We start from the raw sequence: 24,710 nt of genomic DNA, 5'->3' as shown, positions 1-24,710 counted from the left end.
GGGCTAGGACAAAACTGTTTTAGTCGAAGTGAAATCCGAACTATGATTCGAAATTCTTGAAATAGAATTCGAATTAGTTCGGATTTATTTTTCTTTATATCTTTATTCCAGTTTTTCAATTGTAAAGTTATCCTGCAGCAGGAGCCAGTTTTGTGGAAATGCCAACCCTAGTTTCCAATAACTGATTCCACGCAATCCTAATTGTTTTATCAAATCAAATTTCGCCTGTATTGACCTGGCATCTTCAAACCATACCTCATGCTGATTACCCTGGTCATCTGTATACGTATAAAATGGTGCCTGTGCTTCTGTATCGTATTCAATAGCTACGTTCTGTTCTCTGGCTCTGGCGATTGCTTGTTGCGGGCTGAGTGCTTCAGCAGGTTCACCACCTTCTTCATAAGGTAGTGTCCAGTCATAGCCGTATAGATTTTGCCCTAATAATATTTTGTTTGCAGGCATTACACTTAAGGCAAAGTTAACGACTTTGCGGACTTCGTTTATTGGTGATACAGCTCTTGCTGGTCCGCCGCTATAGCCCCATTCATAGGTCATTAACACTACAAAATCGGCTAATTCACCATGTACCGCATAGTCATGGGCTTCGTACCATGCGCCCTCTTGTTCTGCACTGGTTTTTGGAGCTAGTGCAGTCGACATTAATAAACCGGCTTCTGAAAGCCGCTGCTTTGCTTTACGTAAAAAATTATTATACGCTTCTCTATCATCTGGCGGCAAGAATTCAAAGTCGAAGTGAACATCACTAAATCCAACTTCATTTGCTACATTGACGATGTTGTCCAGCAGCGTATTTTGTACTGCTTGAACGGTTACGATAATATGACCTAGATCTCTACTGAAAGATCCTTCTTCCAAGGTAGTTACTACGAGCATTAGTGAAACATTCTGAGCATCTGCAATTTGCTTAAAGTTATCAAGTGGTGGTGCTGTAAGGGTTCCATCACGACCCACCCGATAGCTAAAAGGGGCAAGATACGTAAGGTATGGAGCATTTTTTGTTGCGGAGTTAACTAATGTTTCTGAAACTTCATCACCTGTAGGCTCAATATAAGCATTAACAGTAATTTCGCGTTTTTGTCTGGCGGGTATATATAAGCGTTGGCCAACAGATAATATGTTTCCTACCTGTAAGTTATTTATTTGAGCTAATTGCTGATATGACATACCAAACTTTTGAGAAATAGAATACAAGCTATCACCGGGTTGAACAACATAAAACTCACCAACGATAGGAATTACTAGCGATTGACCTACAACAAGGTTATCTGGTGTATCCAGTTCATTGGCATCGATGACATCACTAGGGTTGGCCCCGTATGTATTTGCAATTGCATTTAGTGTATCCCCTTGTTGTACAACATAAATTTGCACAAGAATCCCTCCCACGATTTCGTCCTACTTACACTTTATGAGGGGGAGGGGGCAGATATACCTTTAGATTGGTTTAGTATTTGCATCCATAACGGAACGCATTAAATATAGCGCATATTCATTACCTTCTTTTTCTTCAGATGCCATACAATTTTCAGGGATATGCATGGAGTATTGATACATATAGGCATCTTTTGCAGTAAACAAAATACATATATCTCCAGCAATCCCTGCCAGGATTAAATGGGTTTTGCCTAAGTCGTTTAGCAAGGCATGAAGTGGAGTTTGGAAAAAGGCTGAATGTTGTGGTTTAATTAGAAAATAATCGTCATCATCTGGCTTCAAATCTTGAATAACGTGCTTGCTAAAGTCATTCTCGCAATGATCAATAATTTTACGAAAGTCTGCCTGCCACAAGCCATAATGATCATTTACATAGATAATTGGTATATTACTTTCTTTGCCAAAAGTTCTTAAACGCTTTAAATGTGGTAAAATTTCATTAGTGTTTTTGAGAAGTTTTTCACTGCCATCGAAATTAAAATGGTTAATGATATCAATAAATATAATTGCACTATTATCAATGTAAGTTTTCATAGGGAGACTCCTTTCTTTTTTTCATTATTACCTATATTGATGATTTCAAACTTAGCGGGGTGTTTGGATTTGGATGATGTAATATATATGCGTGATGCAATAAATCAAGCGATAAAAGCAAGAGAAATTGGTGAGGTTCCAATAGGAGCTGTAATTGTATTCAAGGGTGAAATTATTGCGGCAGGATACAATTTACGTGAAACTTCACAGGAAACTTTATCCCATGCTGAGCTGATTGCTATAAAAAAAGCGAACGAAAAAATCGGCAGTTGGAGGCTTGAGGACTGTACGTTATATGTGACGCTCGAACCTTGTCCAATGTGTGCTGGTGCAATTGTGCAATCACGAATTAAGCGTGTCGTATTTGGAGCAATTGATCAAAAGGCAGGCTGTGCAGGCACGTTGATGAATTTATTGGATGATGAACGTTTTAATCATCAGGTTGAAGTTACAAGTGGTATTTTGGAAGAGGAATGCGGAAATCTGCTGACTGATTTTTTTAAGGTTTTGCGAAAAAGGAAAAAGGAATAACTTCCAAATAATCTCATCAATTTCTGATTGCATTATTACTGTAAAATCGTTATAATTGTTATTGCCGTGCTAAGTGGGGAGGTAGCGGTGCCCTGTACTCGCAATCCGCTATAGCGAGGCTGAATTCCCATTCGAGGTAAGACGACTTTAGGGTCTGCCTTAAGGGATTGGTGTTGACGCCGAGGTCCTGCGCAACAGAGACCCATGAATTCTGTCAGATCCGGAAGGAAGCAGCAGTAAGTGGTTATCTCAGTGTGCCGCGGGGAAGCCTAGGCCGAGCCATGAACTTGAGTAACGCTTAGGGGCGCCTTATCGACAATGGGTGCACGGTATACATATTTAAAGGCTGTATCAATATCCACTGTGATGTTTGATACAGCCTTTTTTAGTCGTAACATGTTTATCAATGAAGATGAACGATTTAGCACTTTATTATTACCAAATAAAATGAATTATACGTTAAGGTTCACATTCACCCCCATAATCGAGTATAATTTAGATAGAATTCACAAAGGGGAACGTTCATTATGAGCTATCAAGCTTTATATCGTGTATGGCGTCCGAGAAACTTCCAGGATGTTGTGGGACAATCACATATTACTAGAACTTTGCAAAATGCTATAGTACAGGAGAAGTTCTCGCATGCGTATATATTTTCCGGACCACGTGGAACGGGGAAAACAAGTGCTGCTAAGATTTTCGCAAAAACGATAAACTGTGAAAATGCCCCTGTGAAAGAACCATGTAATGAATGTGCTTCATGCCGTGGAATTCAGGATGGTTCCATTTCTGATATAATTGAGATGGATGCTGCATCACATACAAGTGTTGAAGATATTCGTGATATTCGTGATAAGGTTAGATATGCATCAAGCTCGGTGCCTTACAAGGTATACATTATTGATGAGGTTCATATGATCTCGACGAATGCATTTAATGCATTGCTGAAGACATTGGAGGAACCTCCAAAGCATGTTGTCTTTATTTTGGCAACAACCGAACCGCATAAAATACCACTGACAATTGTTTCGAGGTGCCAGCGCTTTGATTTTAAACCGATTTCGAGTCAGTCGATTGTCGAACGAATGCAGTCAATTATTGAGGCAGAGGGGATAACAGTATCACCGGAAGCTTTAGAAACGATTGCGTTAGCTGCAGAGGGTGGCATGCGTGATGCTTTAAGTATTCTCGATCAGGCAATCTCCTATAGTGAGGAAGGGGTTGAGCTGGAAGATGTCCTTGCAGTTACTGGTGGCGTCTCGCAGGAAATATTAACGGATATTGTTAAAGCAATGCATGAAAAAGATGTACAAGGTGCTTTATCATTACTGGATGAGTTAATTCAACACGGAAAAGACCCAGCACGATTTGTATATGACCTCATTTATTTTTCACGCGATTTATTGCTTTACAAAAGTGCGCCAAACTTAGAAGGTATTCTGGAACGGGCGATCATCGATGATAGTTTTAAACAACTTGCCGAGAATGTTTCAATTGAATGGATTCAAGATGCAATCATGCAGCTCAATCAATGTCAGCAGGAAATAAAATGGACAAACAGCCCGAAAGTATTTATCGAAATTGCTTTACTTACGATTACGAATAAAGGCTATAGGGAAAATGAATCAAATAACGCTGCTGATTCCGATGCCATTACAAAACTATTAAGCAGGCTGGAGCATTTAGAAAAAGAACTGACAACATTAAAAGAATCCCCTGCAAATACAGGTCGTCAAGCCCCATCAAACGAGCCAAGGCGATCACAGCCAAGAACAACAAAGAATAGTTTTAAAGTTCCATATGAAAAAATCCGACATGTACTTCAGGAAGCGCAAAAACCAGCGTTAAAAGAAGTGCAATCACAATGGGCTTCATTTTTAAATAAACTGAAGACCACTAGTGCCCCTGCACATGCAACTATACAGGATAGTAAGCCTGCAGCAGCATCAGATCAGGCACTTGTAGTTCAATTTAAGTACGAAATTCATTGTTCTTTATTTATGGATAATCGTGAAACAATTGAATCTGTGCTGACTAGTGCTACGGGTAAAAAATTAACAATTATTCCAATCCCAGCTAATAATTGGCAGGAATTACGCAATGAATATATAAGTAAGCAAGAACAAGCAGCAACCACTGAGGAAGGCCAGCAAGAGGACCCGTTAGTTGAAGAAGCAAGGAAACTTGTTGGTGATGACTTATTGGAAGTTCACGATTAATAAATTTTGAGGAGGCGATTTCCATGAAAGGTGGAAATATGGGTAACATGATGAAGCAAATGCAAAAAATGCAAAAGAAAATGATGGCGGCACAGGAAGAATTACATGAAATGAGTTTTGAGTCATCTGCAGGTGGCGGTATGGTTACTGTAGTTGCAAACGGAAAAAAAGAAATTACTGATGTTCAAATCAAGGAAGATGTGGTCGATCCAGATGATGTGGAAATGTTACAAGACCTGATTCTTACAGCAACAAATGATGTTATAAAGCAAATTGATGATAAAACAAATGAAACTATGGGACAATTCACACAAGGAATGAATATGCCTGGAATGTTCTAGGAGGCACTTTGATGTATTATCCAGAACCGATTTCCAAATTGATTGACAGTTTTACAAAATTGCCAGGTATCGGACCTAAAACAGCTGTTCGTCTGGCGTTTTTTGTGTTAAATATGAAAGATGATGATGTACTGGATTTCGCAAAATCACTAGTTAATGCAAAGCGTGAACTAACACATTGTTCGACTTGTGGTCATATAACGGATCAGGATCCATGTTCCATTTGCCAGGATACTTCAAGAGACCAGTCGATTATTTGTGTTGTTCAAGATCCTAAAGATGTTATTGCAATGGAAAAAATGAAAGAATTTCATGGCAAATATCATGTACTTCATGGTGCAATATCACCGATGGATGGTATCGGGCCAGAAGATATAAATGTGCCTGATTTGATTAATAGGTTAAAGGATGAAGAAGTGGAAGAAATAATTCTCGCAACAAATCCGAACATCGAAGGGGAAGCAACAGCAATGTATATTTCAAGGCTTGTTAAACCATCAGGAATCAAGACAAGCCGAATAGCACACGGGTTGCCTGTCGGTGGAGATTTAGAATATGCTGATGAAGTAACCTTATCAAAAGCATTAGAAGGAAGAAGAGATTTGTAGCACTATCAGCTATAAAATTCCAACAAGCAGAAAGAGAACGAGACTTTCGCCAAACCAGGTGATAAGTCAAGTTTTCTAAAAGTTAGGTGACAACATGGCTAAAAAAAGCAAAAAGCTGAAGCGCACAGTTGATGAGCAATTATTAGGTTCTATTTTCACACTAGAGCGAGAATGGAAACAAATCCAGTCGCTTGTCGAAAAAAGTATTGAGCCAACAGTAGATGGTTATTATAGGGAAAATATTTCACAGGTAAAGTACTTGTTTTTATTACGTGAAGCACGACGAAGAAAAATTAGTGCAATTCGATATAATAAATAGTTTTAAGTTCTTTTTCTTGATTCCTTTTCATATGTAAGTAGAAAGGGACAAGTAAAAGGAGTGTTTTGACTTGGGTTCAACAATAGTTATATCGATTATGGTTGCTTTAATAGTAATCCTATTATTCGTAGGTGCTCCTGTGAAACCAATGCGCTTTATTGGAAGCAGTACCATTAAATTGGGAATTGGCATTTTGTTTTTATTTTTCTTTAATGTATTTGGAGGGGCTATCGGGTTGCATATTCCTATCAATCTATTTACCGTAGTTATATCTGGGTTTTTAGGCTTGTTTGGTGTAACCTCTCTCGCCGCTATTCATCTATTTGTTATATAACCAATAAGCGTTAAATGCATGTGGAATCTATATGAATCCACATGCGTTTTTAATTGTTTAGGAAACTATAAAATTTAAGTGCTGTGTATAACTGGACTCCCGAATCAGCCACGTCCAGCTCCGACGTACAGGACGTACTAGTGCCGGTGACGCCACAGGACGGGCGTTCTCACCGGCCAGTGCCTAGTGGACTTCCCTCCCCGTGTCTACGATAAGAAATAAAGGATGTTCGACTAAAACCACCACATCCTGCGGCAACGTCGACCTACCCGCAGCGCTGAGCACAGTCCATACGGCACTGAACAGGCGCTTGCGCCTTTGTTCTTTGTGGTCTGTATTTTACTAAAGGATTGTTGTTGTTTCAGTATGGGATCTTGTATCATTTCATAACGGCTAAAAAGATATAAACTGCGAATTAAAGGTGAAAGAAAAATGTAAGAAATATTTTCTGAAATGTGGAAACATACAGGCTAACAGCACATATAGTTATGAATAAGAAGTTTCGTTGTTTCAAAGATTTTATGTATATATTTCGTTAGATTAGGAGATACTAAGCTAACGGAGGTGGGGAGATGAAACAAGTAATTTTAAACGAACGCTGTGGCATTTGTGAAGAGGAGAAAGAAAGAGGAATTCATTTATACAAACTATTTATCTGTTGTGAATGCGAAAGAAATATGATTCACACGGAGCCAAGAGAAGAAAAATATCATTATTATCTACAAAAATTAAAAAATATGAATCAACCAACATTATATTCATAAATAGTAAGGTCTTTGCAGTTATACTTGCAGAGGCCTTTTTTGTTAGGATAGAAGAAGATGAAAAAAGAGGATGGAATGTCATATGAAACAAAAAGCAACACCGTTATTTGATGCACTTCAACAGTTTTCTGAGATGAACCCTATTTCCTTCCATGTGCCAGGTCATAAGAACGGAGAAATCTTCCCGGAAAATGTCCAAACCTATTTCAGTTCTATTTTAAAGCTGGACATGACTGAACTTTCAGGCCTTGATGATTTACATTCCCCACATGGCACAATAGCGGAAGCACAGAGTCTTGCCGCTGAATATTTCGGGGCCGATGCCACTTATTTTCTTGTAGGTGGAAGCACTGCTGGAAATCTTGCAATGATTTTAGCAACATGTTCGACTAATGAAAAAGTAATTGTACAGCGCAATAGTCATAAATCAATATTCAATGGATTGGAATTAAGTGGAGCGAGACCCATTTTTATTACACCTGAATTTGATAATTCAGTAGATCGATATACGGCTCCAAACATCAAAACGCTAAAAGGTGCGCTAGAACAGCATCCCGATGCAAAAGCTGTTGTATTGACCTATCCGGATTATTTCGGCAAAACATTTCCGATTAAAGAATCGATTGAACTTGCACATGAATATAATATACCAGTACTTGTTGATGAGGCTCATGGTGTACATTTTTCAATTGATAAAGCTTTTCCGCAGTCAGCACTCGATCTAGGAGCAGATGTAGTAATCCACTCCGCACATAAAATGGCACCAGCAATGACAATGGGTTCTTTTTTACATTTTCGTTCAAGGCTTGTATCAAAAGATAAAATTACGCATTATTTGCAGTTAATTCAATCGAGCAGCCCATCCTATCCGTTAATGGCATCATTGGATATTGCTCGTTCGTTTCTGGCAACAATGAAAGCAGAAGATATAGATAACATTATGGAAAGTGTTGCAATGGTTCGAGATATACTTGAGGTTCCGGAGTTATGGGATATACTTCCAGCGAACGATCCATTAAAAATAACCCTACAGTTGAAAGATGGGGTTTCTGCAAAGGGTGTAGCAAGTCTTCTTGAAAATCAGCATGTTTATCCGGAACTTGTTACGCATAATCAGGTATTATTAATTCATGGTCTCGCACCATTTGAAAACATCAATCATCTAAAAAAAGCAGTAAAACGAATAAAGGAACAATTAAAAATTTGCCCAAATCATGCTACAATAGAGATAGACAATCTATTTACAGATATTCATGAGCTTACTGTTTCCTATCAAACATTACAGCAACGAGATACATTAAAAGTTCCACTTAATAAATCATCCGGATATGTTGCAGCAGAAGCGATTATCCCATATCCACCTGGAATACCGCTTATTTTAAAGGGTGAACGGATTACAGATAAACATATTAATATAATTAGACATCTAACAGAACAAGGCGTTGAGATACAGCATCGTGATAAAATGAATGGAATTAGCGTTCTTAATACAAAGGAGCAAATTACGTGAGCGGATATTTTATAACAGTTGAGGGTGGCGAGGGTGCAGGCAAGTCATCTATTCTCCAAACTCTAGGAAAAAAACTAACAGCTATGGGCTATGATGTTCTAACTACACGTGAACCTGGTGGAATTGATATAGCGGAGAAGATACGAAAAATAATTCTTGATCCAACACATACAACTATGGACGGAAGAACCGAAGCTCTACTCTATGCAGCCGCACGCCGACAACATTTGGCTGAAAAGGTATTACCAGCCTTAGAAAGTGGGAGAATCGTATTATGTGACCGTTTTATTGATAGCAGTTTAGCCTATCAAGGTTACGCAAGGGGTCTTGGGATGGATGAAGTTTTTACGATTAACCAATTTGCCATTCAAGATTGTATGCCCGATATGACAATATTTTTTGATATTGAACCAAAAAAAGGGTTAGAGCGAATTTCGGCGAATAAAGATAGAGAGAGAAACCGTTTGGATTTGGAAAATATTCATTTCCATGAACAAGTTTATCAGGCATATCAAAAGCTTGTGCTTAAATTCCCTGAGCGTATCCAAGTCATAAATGCTAATCAGCCTTTCGAACAAGTTGAAGCAGATGCAATGAATCTTATAGTTTCCCGTTTAACAAATAAAGCGTAAGGGAGGTAAGAATAATGAAGTTAATTATTGCTGTTATTCAGGATAAAGATACTAACCGTCTTACTGATGCTTTAGGCGGGGAAAACTTCAAGACAACAAAGCTTGCAACAACTGGAGGGTTTTTAAAAGAAGGCAATACCACTTTAATGATTGGCTGTGAGGATGAATATGTCGATGAAGCCTTAAATATAATCCGGGATAATTGCTCTCAACGCGAACAGATGGTTGCACCTATTTCTCCAATGGGTGGGAATGCAGATTCGTATATTCCAAAGCCTGTAAAAGTTGAAGTCGGTGGTGCAACAGTATTTATCCTGCCAATTGAATCATTTATGCAGTTCTAACATTTGGCTCTTATAGTAAAGATTGTTGCTTTGAGAGAATAGATATAAACTATGAAGATGAAAAAGCACCAATGCGTACTGAAAACAGCCTGAAATCTATAGTAACTCAATAAACAGAAAGGGGCTGATCCTGTGAAAATTAATCAGGAACTTCCATCACAAATGGACACGACAACTAAAAACCAGAAAGCTGCTGCCGATGGTCGCCCATCCTTTAATGGAATGGTTCAGTCCCAAACACATAAATTAAAGCAGCAAGAAGTTCAGCAATTAATGAAGAACATTACGATTCAAGGAGATAAGCTTGCTCGTTTTCGTTCTTTTAGGGATTTGGTAAAGTTTAAACGGATGGTCAAAGGATTTTTACAAGAAACAGTCTATAATGGACTCGATTTACAGAAGTCACATAGTTTTAGTATGGAAGGTAACAACAGCAAACTGGCAATCGTTAAGGAAGTCGACGATAAGTTAATTGAATTAACCGAAGATATAATGAATCAGGAAAAAAAGACAGTAGATCTGCTTGGCCTTATTGGAGAGATAAAGGGTTTACTGGTTAATTTATATACGTAAAGGATCGATCTAAAGTAAGGGCGGGGAATTATGAAAACGTGGTCTGAAGTAGCAGAAATCCAGCCATTAGCGAGTAAGATAATCACCAATAGCATTAAAAAAGACCGCATATCGCATGCCTACTTAATTCAAGGCGAACGAGGAACAGGAAAAGAATCAATTGGTTTATTATTAGCAAAGGTTCTGTTTTGTACCCATAGGACTGATGTGGAACCTTGCCAGGAATGTAATGAGTGTAAACGAATAGATTCAGGGAATCATCCAGATTTGCATTGGATCGAACCTGACGGACAATCGATTAAAAAAGAACAAATTGAACATCTGCAAAAAGAATTTACGTATTCAGGACTAGAATCCAGTCAGAAAGTATATGTGATCAAAGGTGCTGATACGTTAACAACAAATGCAGCGAATCGTATATTAAAGTTTTTGGAAGAACCCAGCAAGAAGACTACTGCAATTATGATGACTGAGAATAGCCAGTCAATTATTTCCACTATTCGTTCACGCTGTCAGGTAATTGATTTACAGCCGTTAAATCCGCAAGCTTTTCAAAAGCAACTACTAGATTCTGGTATGTCTGAGAGAAATTCAATTCTAATGAGCGCTATGACGAATAATTTGGATGATGCAATCGCCTTGAATGGAGATGAGTGGTTTGCGCAGTCGCGAAAATTAATGGTACAATTAATAGAAATGTTTTCAAAGAATCCAGATGAGGTTTTTTTATTTATTCATAATCACTGGATGCCACATTTTAAGGATAGAAAACAACAAGAACAAGGGCTGGATTTATTAATGCTAGCTTTTAAGGATATTCTTTATTTTCATATCGGTAGAGAAGAAGCGATGGTAGTCTTCGCGAAGGATGATGAAAAAGTAGAAGGGCTTGTGATGTTCTTTTCACAGGAAAAATTACTAGCCATCTTAAATAAGCTTCTTGATGCTAAACGCAAATTGAAGCAGAATGTTAACCCAACACTGGTAATGGAACAACTTACCGTTCAAATACAGAGGTGATTTAATGATTGAAGTTATAGGAGTCCGTTTTAAAAAAGCGGGTAAAATATATTATTTTGACCCAGGAGATAGCAACATAGAAGTAGATAGTTATGTTGTTGTGGAAACGGTTCGCGGAATTGAATTTGGAAAAGTTGTTATCAAGAACAAGCAAGTCGATGAGGAGGATGTTGTTCTCCCTTTGAAGAAAGTTATTCGAATAGCTGATGAGAAAGATAAACGTACCGTTGTTGAAAATCAAGAGCTTGCTGATAAAGCTTTAAAAACTGGTACGGAAAAAATCATCGAGCATAATCTAGATATGAATCTAGTGGAAGTAGAGTTTACGTTTGATCGTAATAAGATAATTTTCTATTTTACGGCTGACGGTCGAGTTGACTTCCGTAACTTAGTAAAAGATCTTGCTGCGCAGTTCAAAACCCGAATTGAACTTAGACAGATTGGTGTGCGTGACGAGGCAAAAATGTTAGGTGGTATTGGACCGTGTGGCAGAATGCTTTGTTGCTCCACGTTTTTAGGGGACTTTGAGCCAGTATCTATTAAAATGGCTAAAGATCAAAACCTTTCATTAAACCCTGCAAAGATTTCTGGGTTATGTGGGCGGCTTATGTGCTGTTTGAAGTATGAAAATGATGATTATGAAACAGCAAAGCGTGATTTACCTGATATTGGGCAGGCTATTACCACACCATATGGTACTGGTAAAGTAGTTGGCCTAAACATCTTAGAACGAATCGTTCACATAGAAATGCCTGAAGCGGAACGTGTCATTGAATATACATTAGATGAACTAATTGATGAAGGAATAATTGCGCAAGCCACAGACTAGTGGGGTGAAGAGGCGTGAAGAAACGGGAAATTTTTGATCAGGTATCTGATATGGAAAAGCAGATAGGTGAGTTATACGAACAGCTAGGAGATTTAAAAGGCAGGTTGAGTGATCTTTTAGAAGAAAATCATCGTCTTGCAATGGAGAATCATCATTTACGTAATCGTTTAGAAAGTACGGATGAAGATTTTAAAGAAGATGAGATAGTCGATCATTCAAAAGATATTCCTGGTGAGGGCTATGATAACCTGGCGAGACTTTATGAAGAGGGTTTTCATATTTGTAACGTTCATTTTGGAAGTCCGCGTCAGGATGAGGATTGTTTGTTCTGTCTGTTATTTCTGAACAAAACGAAATAGGAAATAGTTGGAATAGCTGTCTCTAGCAATTAGGGGCAGCTATTCTAAGCATTTAAGAAAGTATAAATACTTTCTTACTGCATAAATGAAACTAAGGCATGCACTCCTAAGCATAAGGTTCTATGAAATAAGATTATCTTTAACAATAAGTTTCTAACATAGTAAGGATGGAAATCAAAATGGTACCATTATATGACGATGAACGACATGATTATTTATTAGCGAACGAGAAGATGCATATTATTCAGAGTCCTACTGTGTTTTCCTTTTCACTTGATGCTGTTCTACTTGCGCATTTTGCATACGTACCGATTAAGAAAGGAAATATCTTGGATCTGTGTACAGGGAATGGGGTCATTCCTCTTTTGCTGTCCCAGCGAACAAACGCATCAATAATTGGTGTGGAAATTCAGGAAAGAATAATTGATATGGCAATGCGCAATGTTACTCTAAATGAATTAGGTGAACAAATCTCGATGGTTCAAGGTGATTTAAAGGAAATGCAAGCTGAATTCGGTCATAGTAAATTTGATGTGGTGACATGCAATCCGCCATATTTTCGTACACCAGAAAAAACCGAGCACAATAAAAACGAATTCCTTACGATCGCACGACATGAAGTTTATTGTACATTGGAAGATGTAGTCAAGGCTTGCAAGTTACATGTACGCCCTGGCGGGAAAGTCGCAATGGTACATCGGCCAGGAAGGCTAGTGGATATTATTGCTTTATTCCGTAAATACAGGCTGGAGCCAAAACGCATTCAATTTGTTTCTCCTAAACAGGGGCGCGATGCGAATATGCTTTTAATTGAGGGCACACGAGATGGGAAAGCAGACTTAACTATTCTGCCTCCATTATTTATTTATCATGATGACAATACGTATACGAAGGAAGCAGAGGATATTATTTATGGACGTCAATGAACATACAGTTTATATTTTAAAATGTAAAGATAAAACACTATATACTGGCTACACAAATGATTTGGAGCACAGAGTAGCGATGCATGAACAAGGTAAAGGTGCTAAATACACACGTGGTCGCGGACCTTTTCAAGTGGTTTTTGTGGAAAGATTTTCGACAAAAGAGGAAGCTTTACAAAAGGAATATCAGGTTAAACAGCTTTCACGTAAGGAAAAATTTCAACTAATTCGGGACAAGCTGAAAGAAGTGATTCAATATGAAAATACAGAAAAGCTTTAATAACCAGGTTGAAGGTGCTGTTTACGTAGTTCCAACCCCAATTGGAAATTTAGAAGACATTACCTTTCGGGCATTAAAAATATTGAAAAGTGCTGCTGTAATTGCAGCAGAAGATACAAGAAATACGAGAAAATTGCTCAGCCATTTTGAAATATCAACTCCGCTTGTCAGCTATCATGAACATAATAAAGAAAATCGTGAAAAAGAGTTGCTTGATCGTATTGAAAATGGCGAGTTGGTTGCGGTTGTAAGTGACGCTGGTATGCCGGCTATTTCAGATCCAGGATATGAATTGATTCAAGCAGCGATTAAGGCGGATCAATCAGTTATAGTATTACCTGGAGCGAACGCAGCTTTGTGCGCGCTGGTTGGATCAGGATTACCTTCGGCTGAATTTCATTTTTATGGTTTTTTACCACGGAAAAAGAAAGATAAGGCAACTGAGCTGGAACGGTTAAATTCCTTACAGGCAACGTTACTTTTTTATGAATCTCCATATCGATTAAAGGATACCCTGAAAGTAATGCATGAGCAGCTCGGTAACAGGCAAATAGTTGTAGCACGTGAACTTACCAAAAAGTTTGAAGAATATGCACGAGGAACAGTGGAGGAACTCCTGTTATGGGCTGAAGAGAAAGAGCTTAAAGGTGAGTTCTGTCTGGTTGTAGAGGGAACAAGTGAGGTATCTATCGTTGAAAATGAACTTTGGTGGAGTCACCTTTCCATTACTGATCATGTAACACATTATATAGACGAAGAAGGCCTATCAAGTAAGGATGCAATTAAACGAGCAGCGGTAGACAGGAATATGGCAAAACGTGATGTATATCAAGCTTTTCATGTTGATAATAATTAATAAGGCTGCTTTCTAAAAGGATTGTTTCCTTTTCCAAGCAAAGAATCTTAACGTAGTTAAAATAAACTGTGACGTAATGTTGAAAAATAATTTAAGCGCTATGAGACTGCTCCGGAAATACACTTCGCTCTCCGCAGGCTTGCGCTGAACCTCTTTGCAAAGAACGCTGCGTGGTCAGAGAGTCAAACTACTTACTCGAATCGGTTGCCCTTAGTCAGTGTCGCAGTTTATTTATAATTGCAACAAACCTTTAAAAAACAGCATTAAAAAAGTGGCTGACGATTTGATTCGCGTCAGCCACTTTTGTCACATATTATTTATTTAGTCGTGATTGAATTTCATTAATAAGGTCTTGTGCTCCTTCAGGACTAAGAACGACTTTACCATTTGCTAATGATAAATTCTCATCGGAAGTGTCTCCAGTTACTTGGCAAGTCATATTCGGCTTGTATTTTTGTAATACAATTTTGTCGTTGTCAACATAAATTTCCAGAGCGTCTTTTACATGAATATCGAGTGTGCGGCGCAATTCAATAGGAATAACTACTCGTCCTAATTCGTCAACCTTTCGTACAATTCCTGTGGACTTCAAATTCCATTCTCCCCCTCTAACGGATAGAAAAACGTGACACACCACCTATTTATAGGGATGCTGCTTAGCTTTTCTACTACTAACATTAATAAATTTTTTTCGGCATGTTTCGACATGTATATTAAATATATAGTACCAACCATTGCCAGTAGTGTCAACTGATTTTTAGTCTAAATTAAAACAAATGAGAAAATTTCGTTAACTGTGTAATTAGTTAATAATTTAGTCAACTATCGTTTATCGAAAATAATTCAATTGGCAATACTAATTAGATATGAAACGTTTATGTCACGTGAGTGGAAAACTTATGATAAAATCGCTACAATAGAATTAGTGATTGAGGAGGTAAGAGAACAATGCCAAATGAGCAAAATACATTTTATATAACCACACCAATTTATTATCCAAGTGGCAATTTACATATTGGACATGCTTATTCAACTGTGGCGGGAGATGCGATTGCCCGTTATAAACGATTACGCGGCTATGATGTTATGTACTTGACAGGAACTGATGAGCACGGACAAAAAATCCAGCGTAAAGCTAAAGAAAAAAATATGGAGCCACAAGCATACGTGGATGAAATTGTAAGTGGTATTCAGGATCTTTGGAAAAAATTAAAAATAACAAATGATGATTTCATCCGTACTACCGAGGAGCGTCATAAAAAAGTTGTAGCACAAATATTTGATCAGCTTTTAAAACAAGGTGATATTTATTTGGATGAATATGAAGGCTGGTATTGTACATCTTGTGAGTCATTCTTTACTGAGCGTCAATTGGATGATGGTCATTGTCCAGATTGTGGCGGTCCTGTCGAAAAAGTAAAAGAGGAATCATACTTTTTCAAGATGAGTAAGTATGTTGACCGACTTCTTGCATTTTATGAAGAAAATCCGCAATTCATTCAGCCGGAGAGCCGCAAAAATGAAATGCTGAATAACTTTATTAAGCCGGGGTTAGAGGATCTGGCGGTATCCAGAACTACTTTTGATTGGGGCATAAAAGTTCCCGGTGATCCGAAGCACGTTATTTATGTATGGATTGATGCACTTACAAATTATATCACGGCACTTGGCTATGGCACGGATGATGATGGTTTATATCAGAAATTCTGGCCTGCCGATGTTCACCTGATGAGTAAGGAAATTGTTCGTTTCCATACGATCTATTGGCCTATTATGTTAATGGCATTGGATCTGCCATTACCGACAAAAGTTTTTTCCCACGGTTGGATTTTAATGAAAGATGGTAAGATGTCCAAGTCAAAAGGGAACGTTGTTGATCCGATTAAATTAACGGATCGTTATGGCCTCGATGCATTACGTTATTATTTACTTCGTGAAGTTCCATTTGGATCTGATGGTGTGTTTACACCTGAAGGGTTTGTGGATCGCACAAATTATGATTTAGCAAATGATCTTGGTAATTTACTAAATCGCACGGTAGCAATGATTGAGAAATATTTCAATGGGGAAATCCCTGCATACAAGGCATCGGAGACAGATATTGAACAATCACTTGAAGAGTTACAGAAAGACACAATTGAAAAAGTGGAAGATTCAATGGAAAATATGCAGTTCTCAGTTGCGTTAGCTTCCTTGTGGCAGCTTATAAGCCGTACGAATAAATATATTGATGAAACTGAACCATGGATATTAGCTAAAGATCAATCGAAACAAGAACGTTTAGGAAATGTTATGGCCCACCTTACTGAGTCATTACGTAAAGTGGCAATTATGCTTCAGCCATTCTTGACAGAAGCCCCTACAGAAATTTTCAAACAGCTAGGTGTAACAGATGATTCGCTGAAAGAGTGGGACAGTGTTCATTTAAATGGAGAAATTAGAACAGGAACACTTGTCAAAAAAGGGGAACCTATCTTTCCTCGCTTAGAAGTAGAAAAAGAAGTAGAAACGATTAAGGCAATGATGCAAAAACCGGCCCAAGAAGAAAAGAAGGCTGTAAAACAAGCACCAGAGCAAAAAGAGGAAATTGCTTTTGATGAATTTATGAAGCTTGATATGCGTGTTGCTGAAGTTCTTAAAGCGGATACGATAAAAAAGGCCGATAAACTATTAAAGCTACAGCTGGATATAGGAACTGAAAAACGTCAAGTAGTATCTGGAATTGCAGAGCATTATAAACCTGAAGATCTAGTTGGGAAAAAAGTAATCTGTGTAACGAACCTGAAAGCCGTTAAACTGCGTGGAGAAATGTCAGAAGGTATGATTCTCTGTGGTGAAGATAATGCAGGGAAATTAGTACTTGCTTCTGTAGAACAAACGCTGCCGAATGGTTCTGTAGTGAAGTAAAGCTTAGGAAAAGGTCAGCTCAATGAGTATGGCCTTTTCTACTATTTGCAGTTAAGAAATTATAAATCCTTTCTTACTGCTTAAAAGCAACTAAGGCTTGGCGATAAGCCAAGTTTTCTAAATGAAGGAGTGATTAATGTGCTATTTGATACACATGTCCATGTGAATGCAGCACAGTTTTCAGAGGATCGTGATGAAACTATCCAGCGTGCATTTGATGCTGGGGTAAAATATATGGTAGTGGTCGGGTTTGATCGTGAAACAATTCCGCCAGCGATTAAAATAGCTGAACAATACGAAACAATCTATGCAGCAGTCGGCTGGCACCCAGTGGATGCAGTTGATATGACAGATGAAGACTTGGCCTGGATTGAAGAATTATCTGCACATCCAAAAGTAGTTGCTATAGGCGAGATGGGCTTAGACTATCATTGGGACAAGTCTCCGAAAAAAGTTCAAAAAGACGTCTTTCGCAAGCAAATTCAACTAGCTAAAAAATTAAATATGCCGATTATTATTCATAACCGTGAAGCAACCGAAGATATTATCGAAATTTTACAGGAAGAAAATGCAAAAGAGATCGGTGGGATAATGCATTGCTATAATGATTCAGTTGATTATGTACAAGCATGCCTGGATATGAATTTCCATATATCGCTTGGAGGTCCTGTAACATTTAAAAATGCGACAATGCCAAAAGAGGTGGCTGTAGAAGTACCTTCAGACCGGCTATTGATAGAAACAGATGCACCATTCCTCGCTCCGCATCCAAACAGAGGGAAACGAAACGAACCATCATATGTTAAATTGGTGGCGGAGAAAATAGCTGAACTAAGGGAAGTTCCTTTTGATGAACTTAGTCAAATAACGACAGAAAACGCCTTTTCTTTGTTTAAAATTGGAAAAAATACATGAAATTTGATGAAATATAAATGTAATAATTGAATATGAAAATGGATATTCTTTTGAGACTAGCACGAATGTTAGTCTCTTTTTTTTAGTGAAAAAAGCAAGTCATACCAAGGTTTGGGGGTTGATTGTTATACAGTGGTAATTATTTGTAACTTGAATGTAAACAAACCGTAAACGGATTATCGTTGAAATTGCATACAAGTATTAATATAATCAAAGTCGCGGTAGAAGGAGGCAAAAAGCATGAAGATTTTTTCAAAGCTGTTGCCGGCGTCTAAAATGAAGCTGGTTATTTCTGTTGTTGGTGTATTGGCACTGCTTGTATTTTCTGGAGTTACACTATTCGAAGCAACGAAGGCAGAAGTGGTAATAACAGAAAATGGTGAAAAACAAAAGGTCAAGACACACGCAAATACAGTTGATGAACTATTGGCTGAATTAGGGATTACGTTTAGTAAACATGACAAACTATCACATGATATGGATGCAAAAATAGACGATGAAATGAACATTACATACAAAGAAGCTAATAAAATAACGGTAACAATAGATGGCAAAGAACACATATATCATACAACGGTAGATACAGTCGGAGAATTCCTAAAGGAAAATAATATGACATTATCGGAACATGATGAAGTTTCACATGGTAAGTCAGACGCTGTTAGTGAAGGACTTGAGCTTTCCATTGATAAAGCTTTTCAAATCACCATTAATGATGGTGGAAAGAATAAGAAAGTTTGGACTAACGGCGGAACAGTCGATCAAGTATTAGAGGAAAGCGAGATTTCCTACGATAAGTCAGATAAGATTAAAGTAAACACAGATGGTAAGGTCACCGAAAACACCACTATTAAGGTAGTCCGTGTTGATAAAGAAACTGTTGAAGTAAAGGAAAAAATTGATTATAAAACAGAAAAACGCGAAGATAATAACCTTGAAAAAGGGAAAAAACGCGTTATTGAAGAAGGTAATGAAGGCTTACTAGTTAAAACGTTTGAAGTTATTAAAGAAAATGGAGAAGAAGTTGAACGCAAACTTATTAGTGAAGAGATAAAGCAGGAAAGTGAAAACCGTGTTGTTGCTTTTGGAACGAAAGAAGAAAAGGAATTGGTAACAGTTTCAAGCAGTAATGATTCTGGTGGAAAAGTATATTCGATGCGGGTAACTGCATACAGTGCTGATTGTGTCGGATGTTCAGGTTATACTGCTACAGGAATTAATTTAAATGCTAATCCAAACAAAAAGGTCATTTCTGTTGACCCAAGTGTTATTCCGTTAGGGACAAAAGTATGGGTAGAAGGATATGGAAATGCAATCGCTGCAGATACTGGTGGTGGCATTAATGGTAATCATATTGATATCCATTTGCCGACAAGAGCTGATGCATTCGCCTATGGAACAAGAAGTAATGTCAAAGTTAAAGTTTTAGATTAATACATGATATAATGCTCTTACCATGGTAAAGTGGTAGGAGCATTATTTATTATTGAAACGAGGATATTACGTTGAATATTAAGGAAATTATCGTTGTTGAGGGTCGTGATGATACAGCTAAGATCCGTCAAGCTGTTGAGGCAGATACGATCGAGACAAATGGATCAGCTATTGATAACATAATTATAAAACAAATACAGCATGCTAAGGCTAAACGAGGCGTTATAATTTTTACCGATCCGGATTATCCAGGTGAAAGAATTCGTCAAATCATTGATAAGGCTGTTCCCGGCTGTAAACATGCTTTTTTAACACGTGATAAAGCACGTGCAAAACAATCTAATAAAAGTCTTGGAATTGAACATGCATCTATTGCAGCAATCCGACAGTCATTACAAGACGTTTATGAACTAAAGGATTTGGAAGAAAGTGAAATAACGAGAGAGGATCTAATTACATATGGATTAATTGGGAGTCCTCAAGCTAGTTACAGAAGAGACCGTCTTGGTGAATTACTTCAAATTGGACATACGAATGGAAAACAGCTGCTTAAGCGTCTTACCATGTTTCAAATAACGAAAGACCAATTTGAGCAATCGATAAACCAAGTACTGCAGGAGGAAAAGGATGACAACTAAAAAGATTGCTACCCCTAAACGAACACAGGAAATACTGAAAAAATATGGATTTTCCTTTAAAAAGAGCTTGGGACAAAATTTTCTGATTGATGTAAATATCCTTGAAAATATTATTAAAGAGGTTGGTATCGATAAATCCACTCTAGCGATTGAAATAGGCCCAGGCATTGGAGCGTTGACAGAGCAGTTGGCACTTCACGCGGACCAAGTTATTGCATATGAAATTGATCAGCGTTTATTGCCAATTTTGGAAGATACATTAAAGGAATATGAAAATGTCCAGGTTGTTCATCAGGATATATTGGATGCAAATGTTGATGAAATAATTAAGAATCATCTTAAACCAGATCAACCGGTTCATGTTGTAGCAAATTTGCCGTATTATATTACAACTCCCATTTTAACGAAATTGTTACGCGACAAACTACCTGTAACAAGTTTTACAGTAATGATTCAAAAAGAAGTTGCCGAACGAATGGCTGCGAAACCAAACAATAAAAGCTATGGATCATTAACTATTGCTGTTCAATATTATACAAATGCTGAAGTGTTGATGAATGTCCCAAAAAGTGTTTTTATGCCACAGCCAAATGTTGATTCAAGTGTCCTAAGACTGACAACCAGGGATGAGCCTCCTGTCCAAGTAAATGACGAAGATTATTTTTTTTCAATTGTACAGGCTTGTTTTGCGCAAAGGCGGAAAACATTACGGAACAACCTGGTGCGTTATTTTAATGATACATATGACAAAGAAATGATTTCTGTGATACTGGAACGCATTGGTATTGATGGAACAAGGCGTGGAGAATCATTGAATATGCAGGAATTCGCATTACTAGCTAATGCTTTTCATCAAGCTGCAGAAAAATAGTCAAAGCTATTGCTCTTTATTGCAATAGCTTTTTTATGCAGTAAAAAAGAATTTTATTATTGCATAAGATCAATTAAGGATTGCACTCAAAGTATAAGGGGTACTGGTTCAAAGAAAGTAAAATACACTTACATAAGAATTCCTTTAACGAATGAGAAGTTTTCTAAAATGGCACAGAAGAGCCCTTATTTTCATAGTCTATGATAGGAATGCTTTCATCCGAATGAAGGCTGTGAGGTGGCTTTATGAGCTTTTCAATAGGGGAATTAGTAACACGTATATCACATAAACATGATTTGTTATTTCGAATTGCATCGTTGTCAGAGGAAACTGCGGTTGTTCATGGCGAAGATATTCGCCTTATTGCAGATGCTTCTTTGGACGATTTAACGCATGTCCAGGAAAGAGATCTACAAAAAAGGAAGCAGAAAGAAAAGGAACAGGAGGAATTTTCCTACCGACTATTTAGGCAGGACTATCAGTTAATGAAAGAAAAACGTGATTATCAATCAAGTGATGGGTATCAGAACACATCCAGTTTTTTTCAATTACCTGCAAAAGTACTGCATATAGATGGAGATCGAACCTATTTAAGAAAGTGTATCGATTTATATAACCGGATGGGTTTACAGGTTCACGGAGTTTACGTTAATGAAAAAGAGATGCCATTTGAAATTGGGGGATTAGTGGAAAAAATTCAGCCCAATATCATTGTCATTACAGGTCATGATGCCTTTTCCAAGAATAAAGGACTAAAAAACGACCTTCGCGCCTATCGTCATTCAAAATATTTTGCCGAAACGGTTCGTGCGGCACGGCAGAAAACACCACATTTAGATCAGCTTGTTATATTCGCAGGTGCTTGCCAATCCCACTTTGAATCACTGATTAGAGCGGGAGCAAACTTTGCAAGTTCCCCATCACGTATAAATATTCATGCCTTGGATCCAGTCTATATTGCAGCGAAAATTGCTTATACCCCATTTATGGAAAAAGTGAGTGTATGGGATGCGTTGCGCAACACATTAACTGGTGAAAAAGGTATGGGTGGAGTGGAAACTAGAGGACTCCTCAGAACGGGAATGCCTTATATTGCGAACGATGAATCCGAAGAATGAAGCTGATGGAGGAGACCTCAGCTTCATTCTTGGCAGTATGTATAAATACTCTTTCTTGCTCATAAGTACAACTAGGGATTTCATTCTAAAGTATAAGGGTTCGATACGTTTTCATAAGAATTCCGCTACTTCAAGCTATGATATGTAACAAAATTTAATACATAATTTGTTAACATTTTGAAATAATAGGTTAAGAAGCTGAATTTACTTGTTGACATAGAAAATAACATACTGTTATAATGTTATGTTTTATTTGACGATTATACAAGCTTGTGATATTATAACAATAGTGAGGTGGAGTATAGTGGCTAAAACATTAATAGAAATTAAGCAAGGTCTTGAATGCCAAATTGGTAAGCGATTAAAACTCAAAGCCAATGGTGGTAGAAGAAAAACAATTGAACGATGCGGCATTTTGGCGGAAACATATCCTTCTGTTTTCATTGTTGAATTAGACCAAGATGAAAATTCATTCGAACGTGTTTCATACAGCTATGCAGACGTGTTAACAGAAACAGTAGAATTAAACTTTAATGAAGAGAGAGCGTTAATGGTAGAGCAGTAAACCCAAGTTTACTGCTTATATTTTTATCCAAAAAGGGGGAGCATAGATGGAATCATTGGAAAAGTCACCGGTTAAAGAGGTCTGGGACTTGATTGATCAGCTGTTGCAAGCCAACAAAGCTCCTTATGAAGATGTGAATGCAGTTTATCAGTTTCATTTAATAGATGAGGAAGATGGGCATTACCAATTAGAATTTAAAAACGGAGTAGCAATGATTTATTATACAAATGAAAAAGACCCGGACTGTATCTTGAAGATGAAAGTAAAACATTTCAAAAAATTTTTGCTCGGCAATTTAAATAGCACGACAGCTTTCATGACCGGAAAACTTAAAATTGATGGTAATATAAGTTTGGCATTAAAATTAGAAGCTATACTGAAGCAATACCAATTAGAAAGCTAAAATATTTCCTTTTTTGTATACATATAACGGGAGTATGTTGCAGATATATACATAAGCTACAAATGTCGTAGGAAGGAACTCTTATACGAAAGGGGATGTTCTTTCATGGCTAGACGTGGTGGAATGATGTCGGACCAATTGAAAGAAGAAATTGCCAAAGAGTTAGGCTTTTACGACACAGTAAAACAAGAAGGATGGGGCGGCATAAAGTCAAGAGATGCCGGGAATATGGTGAAACGTGCATTGGAAATGGCCGAGCAAAATATGAATCAAAATGGCAGACCCTAAAAGGGGTTTGCCATTTTTGTACACTAGTATTGAACGCATTCCATACCTCACAGTACAGTCTTCTCGTGTTTTTGTATCCAGGCTGGCTCCTTGGGTTCGAGATAGAAGCAAATAGACACTTCGAACGCAAAACCATCTGTTCTACGGTTTTTTTGCTTATGCATGTCACCCAAACCAGTCGCCTTCGCTTTTAATTTTATGATACAATTTGGTTAATTTTATAAAGTGGGTGACGGAGATGGTTTTATTTGAAAGAGCGCCAGCCAAAATAAATTTATCGCTTGACGTCCTTGGCAAACGTGACGATGGTTACCATGAGGTTGAAATGATAATGACAGCTGTAGATTTAGCTGATCGTGTTGAATTATATTCCGTTTACGGGGATATGATTGAGGTATCCGCTGATAATCAGTATGTTCCAAATGATGAGCGGAATCTTGCTTATAAAGCAGCACTTGCTTTTAAAAATAAATACCAGATAAATTACGGCGTTAGAATTGAAATAGAAAAGAATATTCCCGTTTCGGCTGGTCTTGGTGGTGGGAGCAGTGACGCTGCTGCTGTACTGCGTGGACTGAATCGTATGTGGTCTGTTGGTGCATCTTTAGAAGAATTAGCGGAGCTAGGAGCAAGTATCGGGTCTGATGTACCATTTTGTATTTATAGTACTACTGCACTTGGTACCGGTCATGGTGAAAAAATTCGTGAATTAGCCGCACCACCGCCTTGTTTCGTTATACTAGCAAAGCCGAATATTGGAATTTCCACGCGGAGTATCTTTCAAAAAATAAATATAGATGAAATTATGCATCCAGATACAAATGAAATCATTCGTGCTTTGGAAGAAAAAAACTTCTCCAATTTATGTGCGAATATTGGTAATGCATTGGAAACTGTGACATTTTCGTTATGTCCGAATGTACAACATATTAAGGAAAGAATGGTACAGGCCGGAGCATCTGGCGTCTTGATGAGCGGAAGTGGTCCAACTGTTGCTGGGCTTGTCGAGCACTATAGTAAAGCAAAACGTATCTATAACGGCTTAAGGGGATTTTGTGATGAGGTCTATATTGTTCAACTTCTTGATCGTCGTTAAGACTTGATTAAATACGTATAATAATGATATATTTAATAATA

29 protein-coding genes, 1 other RNA gene and 1 pseudogene are annotated in these 24,710 nt (G+C 37.7%); 28 read left to right on the top strand and 3 right to left on the bottom strand.

The window, feature by feature from the left end:
* Positions 1-102 precede the first annotated feature (102 nt).
* Together BMY13_RS18150 and BMY13_RS18145 are read right to left on the bottom strand one after the other, a co-directional pair.
* Entirely contained in the window at positions 103-1,392 is a 1,290-nt protein-coding gene (locus BMY13_RS18150; RefSeq protein WP_092490981.1) for a glycoside hydrolase family 18 protein, read from the bottom strand.
* 63 nt (positions 1,393-1,455) lie between these two features.
* Entirely contained in the window at positions 1,456-1,989 is a 534-nt protein-coding gene (locus BMY13_RS18145; protein WP_092490980.1) for a cysteine hydrolase family protein, read from the bottom strand.
* 39 nt (positions 1,990-2,028) lie between these two features.
* Here BMY13_RS18145 and tadA point away from each other — a divergent pair, with 39 nt between their 5' ends.
* The 18 genes and pseudogenes from tadA (at position 2,029) to rsmI (ending at position 14,434) form a co-directional block, all read left to right on the top strand.
* Positions 2,029-2,520, top strand: a complete 492-nt coding sequence (tadA, locus tag BMY13_RS18140; protein WP_425445169.1) for a tRNA adenosine(34) deaminase TadA — start codon at positions 2,029-2,031, stop codon at positions 2,518-2,520.
* 64 nt (positions 2,521-2,584) lie between these two features.
* Positions 2,585-2,850, top strand: an RNA gene (gene ffs, locus BMY13_RS18135) — signal recognition particle sRNA large type.
* 197 nt (positions 2,851-3,047) lie between these two features.
* Complete coding sequence (gene dnaX, locus BMY13_RS18130) at positions 3,048-4,739, top strand: DNA polymerase III subunit gamma/tau (RefSeq protein ID WP_092506337.1); 1,692 nt, start codon at positions 3,048-3,050, stop codon at positions 4,737-4,739.
* 23 nt (positions 4,740-4,762) lie between these two features.
* Complete coding sequence (locus tag BMY13_RS18125) at positions 4,763-5,080, top strand: YbaB/EbfC family nucleoid-associated protein (protein ID WP_092490976.1); 318 nt, start codon at positions 4,763-4,765, stop codon at positions 5,078-5,080.
* 11 nt (positions 5,081-5,091) lie between these two features.
* On the top strand, positions 5,092-5,688 hold the full coding sequence (gene recR, locus BMY13_RS18120; protein ID WP_092490975.1) for a recombination mediator RecR: 597 nt from the start codon (positions 5,092-5,094) through the stop codon (positions 5,686-5,688).
* A gap of 94 nt (positions 5,689-5,782) precedes the next feature.
* Complete coding sequence (locus BMY13_RS18115; protein WP_092490974.1) at positions 5,783-6,007, top strand: YaaL family protein; 225 nt, start codon at positions 5,783-5,785, stop codon at positions 6,005-6,007.
* 70 nt (positions 6,008-6,077) lie between these two features.
* Positions 6,078-6,341: a pro-sigmaK processing inhibitor BofA family protein gene (locus tag BMY13_RS18110; protein WP_092490973.1), complete on the top strand. Its 264-nt coding sequence runs from the start codon at positions 6,078-6,080 to the stop codon at positions 6,339-6,341.
* A gap of 572 nt (positions 6,342-6,913) precedes the next feature.
* Complete coding sequence (locus BMY13_RS18105) at positions 6,914-7,105, top strand: sigma factor G inhibitor Gin (protein WP_092490972.1); 192 nt, start codon at positions 6,914-6,916, stop codon at positions 7,103-7,105.
* 82 nt (positions 7,106-7,187) lie between these two features.
* Positions 7,188-8,615, top strand: coding sequence for an aminotransferase class I/II-fold pyridoxal phosphate-dependent enzyme (locus BMY13_RS18100; RefSeq protein ID WP_092506335.1), 1,428 nt, complete (start codon positions 7,188-7,190; stop codon positions 8,613-8,615).
* A pseudogene (gene tmk, locus BMY13_RS18095) lies at positions 8,612-9,293 on the top strand (dTMP kinase). Before BMY13_RS18100 ends, tmk begins: the two are co-directional and overlap by 4 nt.
* A complete protein-coding gene (locus BMY13_RS18090; protein ID WP_092490969.1) occupies positions 9,262-9,591 on the top strand; it encodes a cyclic-di-AMP receptor in 330 nt (109 codons plus the stop codon). The pseudogene tmk and the gene BMY13_RS18090 overlap by 32 nt, the downstream one beginning before the upstream one ends.
* Positions 9,592-9,723: 132 nt before the next feature.
* Positions 9,724-10,164 (top strand): YaaR family protein, encoded by a 441-nt coding sequence (locus BMY13_RS18085; RefSeq protein WP_245736156.1) that lies wholly within the window; start codon positions 9,724-9,726, stop codon positions 10,162-10,164.
* 30 nt (positions 10,165-10,194) lie between these two features.
* Positions 10,195-11,184 (top strand): DNA polymerase III subunit delta', encoded by a 990-nt coding sequence (gene holB, locus BMY13_RS18080; RefSeq protein WP_092490968.1) that lies wholly within the window; start codon positions 10,195-10,197, stop codon positions 11,182-11,184.
* 4 nt (positions 11,185-11,188) lie between these two features.
* On the top strand, positions 11,189-12,013 hold the full coding sequence (locus BMY13_RS18075) for a PSP1 domain-containing protein (RefSeq protein WP_092490967.1): 825 nt from the start codon (positions 11,189-11,191) through the stop codon (positions 12,011-12,013).
* 50 nt (positions 12,014-12,063) lie between these two features.
* Positions 12,064-12,372 carry a DNA replication initiation control protein YabA gene (yabA, locus tag BMY13_RS18070; RefSeq protein ID WP_245251766.1) on the top strand — a complete coding sequence of 103 codons (309 nt, stop codon included), beginning with the start codon at positions 12,064-12,066 and terminating at the stop codon, positions 12,370-12,372.
* Between the two features lie 179 nt (positions 12,373-12,551).
* On the top strand, positions 12,552-13,298 hold the full coding sequence (locus BMY13_RS18065; RefSeq protein WP_092506330.1) for a tRNA1(Val) (adenine(37)-N6)-methyltransferase: 747 nt from the start codon (positions 12,552-12,554) through the stop codon (positions 13,296-13,298).
* Positions 13,285-13,578: a GIY-YIG nuclease family protein gene (locus BMY13_RS18060; RefSeq protein ID WP_092490964.1), complete on the top strand. Its 294-nt coding sequence runs from the start codon at positions 13,285-13,287 to the stop codon at positions 13,576-13,578. Before BMY13_RS18065 ends, BMY13_RS18060 begins: the two co-directional genes overlap by 14 nt.
* On the top strand, positions 13,556-14,434 hold the full coding sequence (gene rsmI, locus BMY13_RS18055) for a 16S rRNA (cytidine(1402)-2'-O)-methyltransferase (protein WP_092506328.1): 879 nt from the start codon (positions 13,556-13,558) through the stop codon (positions 14,432-14,434). The genes BMY13_RS18060 and rsmI overlap by 23 nt, the downstream gene beginning before the upstream one ends.
* A gap of 313 nt (positions 14,435-14,747) precedes the next feature.
* On the opposite strand, the gene BMY13_RS18050 is transcribed toward rsmI, so the two are convergent.
* A complete protein-coding gene (locus tag BMY13_RS18050; RefSeq protein ID WP_092490962.1) occupies positions 14,748-15,026 on the bottom strand; it encodes a transition state genes transcriptional regulator AbrB in 279 nt (92 codons plus the stop codon).
* Between the two features lie 356 nt (positions 15,027-15,382).
* Here BMY13_RS18050 and metG point away from each other — a divergent pair, with 356 nt between their 5' ends.
* The 10 genes from metG (at position 15,383) to ispE (ending at position 24,669) form a co-directional block, all read left to right on the top strand.
* Positions 15,383-17,341: a methionine--tRNA ligase gene (gene metG, locus BMY13_RS18045; RefSeq protein ID WP_092506326.1), complete on the top strand. Its 1,959-nt coding sequence runs from the start codon at positions 15,383-15,385 to the stop codon at positions 17,339-17,341.
* 138 nt (positions 17,342-17,479) lie between these two features.
* Positions 17,480-18,256 (top strand): TatD family hydrolase, encoded by a 777-nt coding sequence (locus BMY13_RS18040; RefSeq protein ID WP_092490960.1) that lies wholly within the window; start codon positions 17,480-17,482, stop codon positions 18,254-18,256.
* A gap of 240 nt (positions 18,257-18,496) precedes the next feature.
* Positions 18,497-19,690: a resuscitation-promoting factor gene (locus BMY13_RS18035; RefSeq protein ID WP_092506324.1), complete on the top strand. Its 1,194-nt coding sequence runs from the start codon at positions 18,497-18,499 to the stop codon at positions 19,688-19,690.
* Positions 19,691-19,761: 71 nt separating this feature from the next.
* Positions 19,762-20,328, top strand: a complete 567-nt coding sequence (gene rnmV, locus BMY13_RS18030) for a ribonuclease M5 (protein ID WP_092506322.1) — start codon at positions 19,762-19,764, stop codon at positions 20,326-20,328.
* Positions 20,318-21,199, top strand: coding sequence for a 16S rRNA (adenine(1518)-N(6)/adenine(1519)-N(6))-dimethyltransferase RsmA (rsmA, locus tag BMY13_RS18025; protein WP_092490957.1), 882 nt, complete (start codon positions 20,318-20,320; stop codon positions 21,197-21,199). Before rnmV ends, rsmA begins: the two co-directional genes overlap by 11 nt.
* A 245-nt stretch (positions 21,200-21,444) precedes the next feature.
* Positions 21,445-22,317, top strand: a complete 873-nt coding sequence (yabG, locus tag BMY13_RS18020; RefSeq protein ID WP_092506319.1) for a sporulation peptidase YabG — start codon at positions 21,445-21,447, stop codon at positions 22,315-22,317.
* Positions 22,318-22,621: 304 nt separating this feature from the next.
* Positions 22,622-22,882 carry a biofilm formation stimulator Veg gene (gene veg, locus BMY13_RS18015; protein WP_092490955.1) on the top strand — a complete coding sequence of 87 codons (261 nt, stop codon included), beginning with the start codon at positions 22,622-22,624 and terminating at the stop codon, positions 22,880-22,882.
* A gap of 46 nt (positions 22,883-22,928) precedes the next feature.
* Positions 22,929-23,285: an SCP2 sterol-binding domain-containing protein gene (locus tag BMY13_RS18010; protein WP_092506317.1), complete on the top strand. Its 357-nt coding sequence runs from the start codon at positions 22,929-22,931 to the stop codon at positions 23,283-23,285.
* Between the two features lie 105 nt (positions 23,286-23,390).
* The gene (locus BMY13_RS18005; protein WP_092506314.1) at positions 23,391-23,573 is read left to right on the top strand and encodes a small, acid-soluble spore protein, alpha/beta type; all 183 of its coding nucleotides are present in this window, start codon (positions 23,391-23,393) and stop codon (positions 23,571-23,573) included.
* 238 nt (positions 23,574-23,811) lie between these two features.
* A complete protein-coding gene (ispE, locus tag BMY13_RS18000) occupies positions 23,812-24,669 on the top strand; it encodes a 4-(cytidine 5'-diphospho)-2-C-methyl-D-erythritol kinase (RefSeq protein WP_092506312.1) in 858 nt (285 codons plus the stop codon).
* Positions 24,670-24,710 lie beyond the last annotated feature (41 nt).

The organism is Virgibacillus subterraneus (genome assembly GCF_900110695.1).
Taxonomy (GTDB): Bacteria; Bacillota; Bacilli; order Bacillales; family Amphibacillaceae; genus Lentibacillus; species Lentibacillus subterraneus.
The sequence above is the reverse complement of the archived record's forward strand: the minus strand, read 5'-3'. Positions and strand labels throughout refer to the sequence as shown.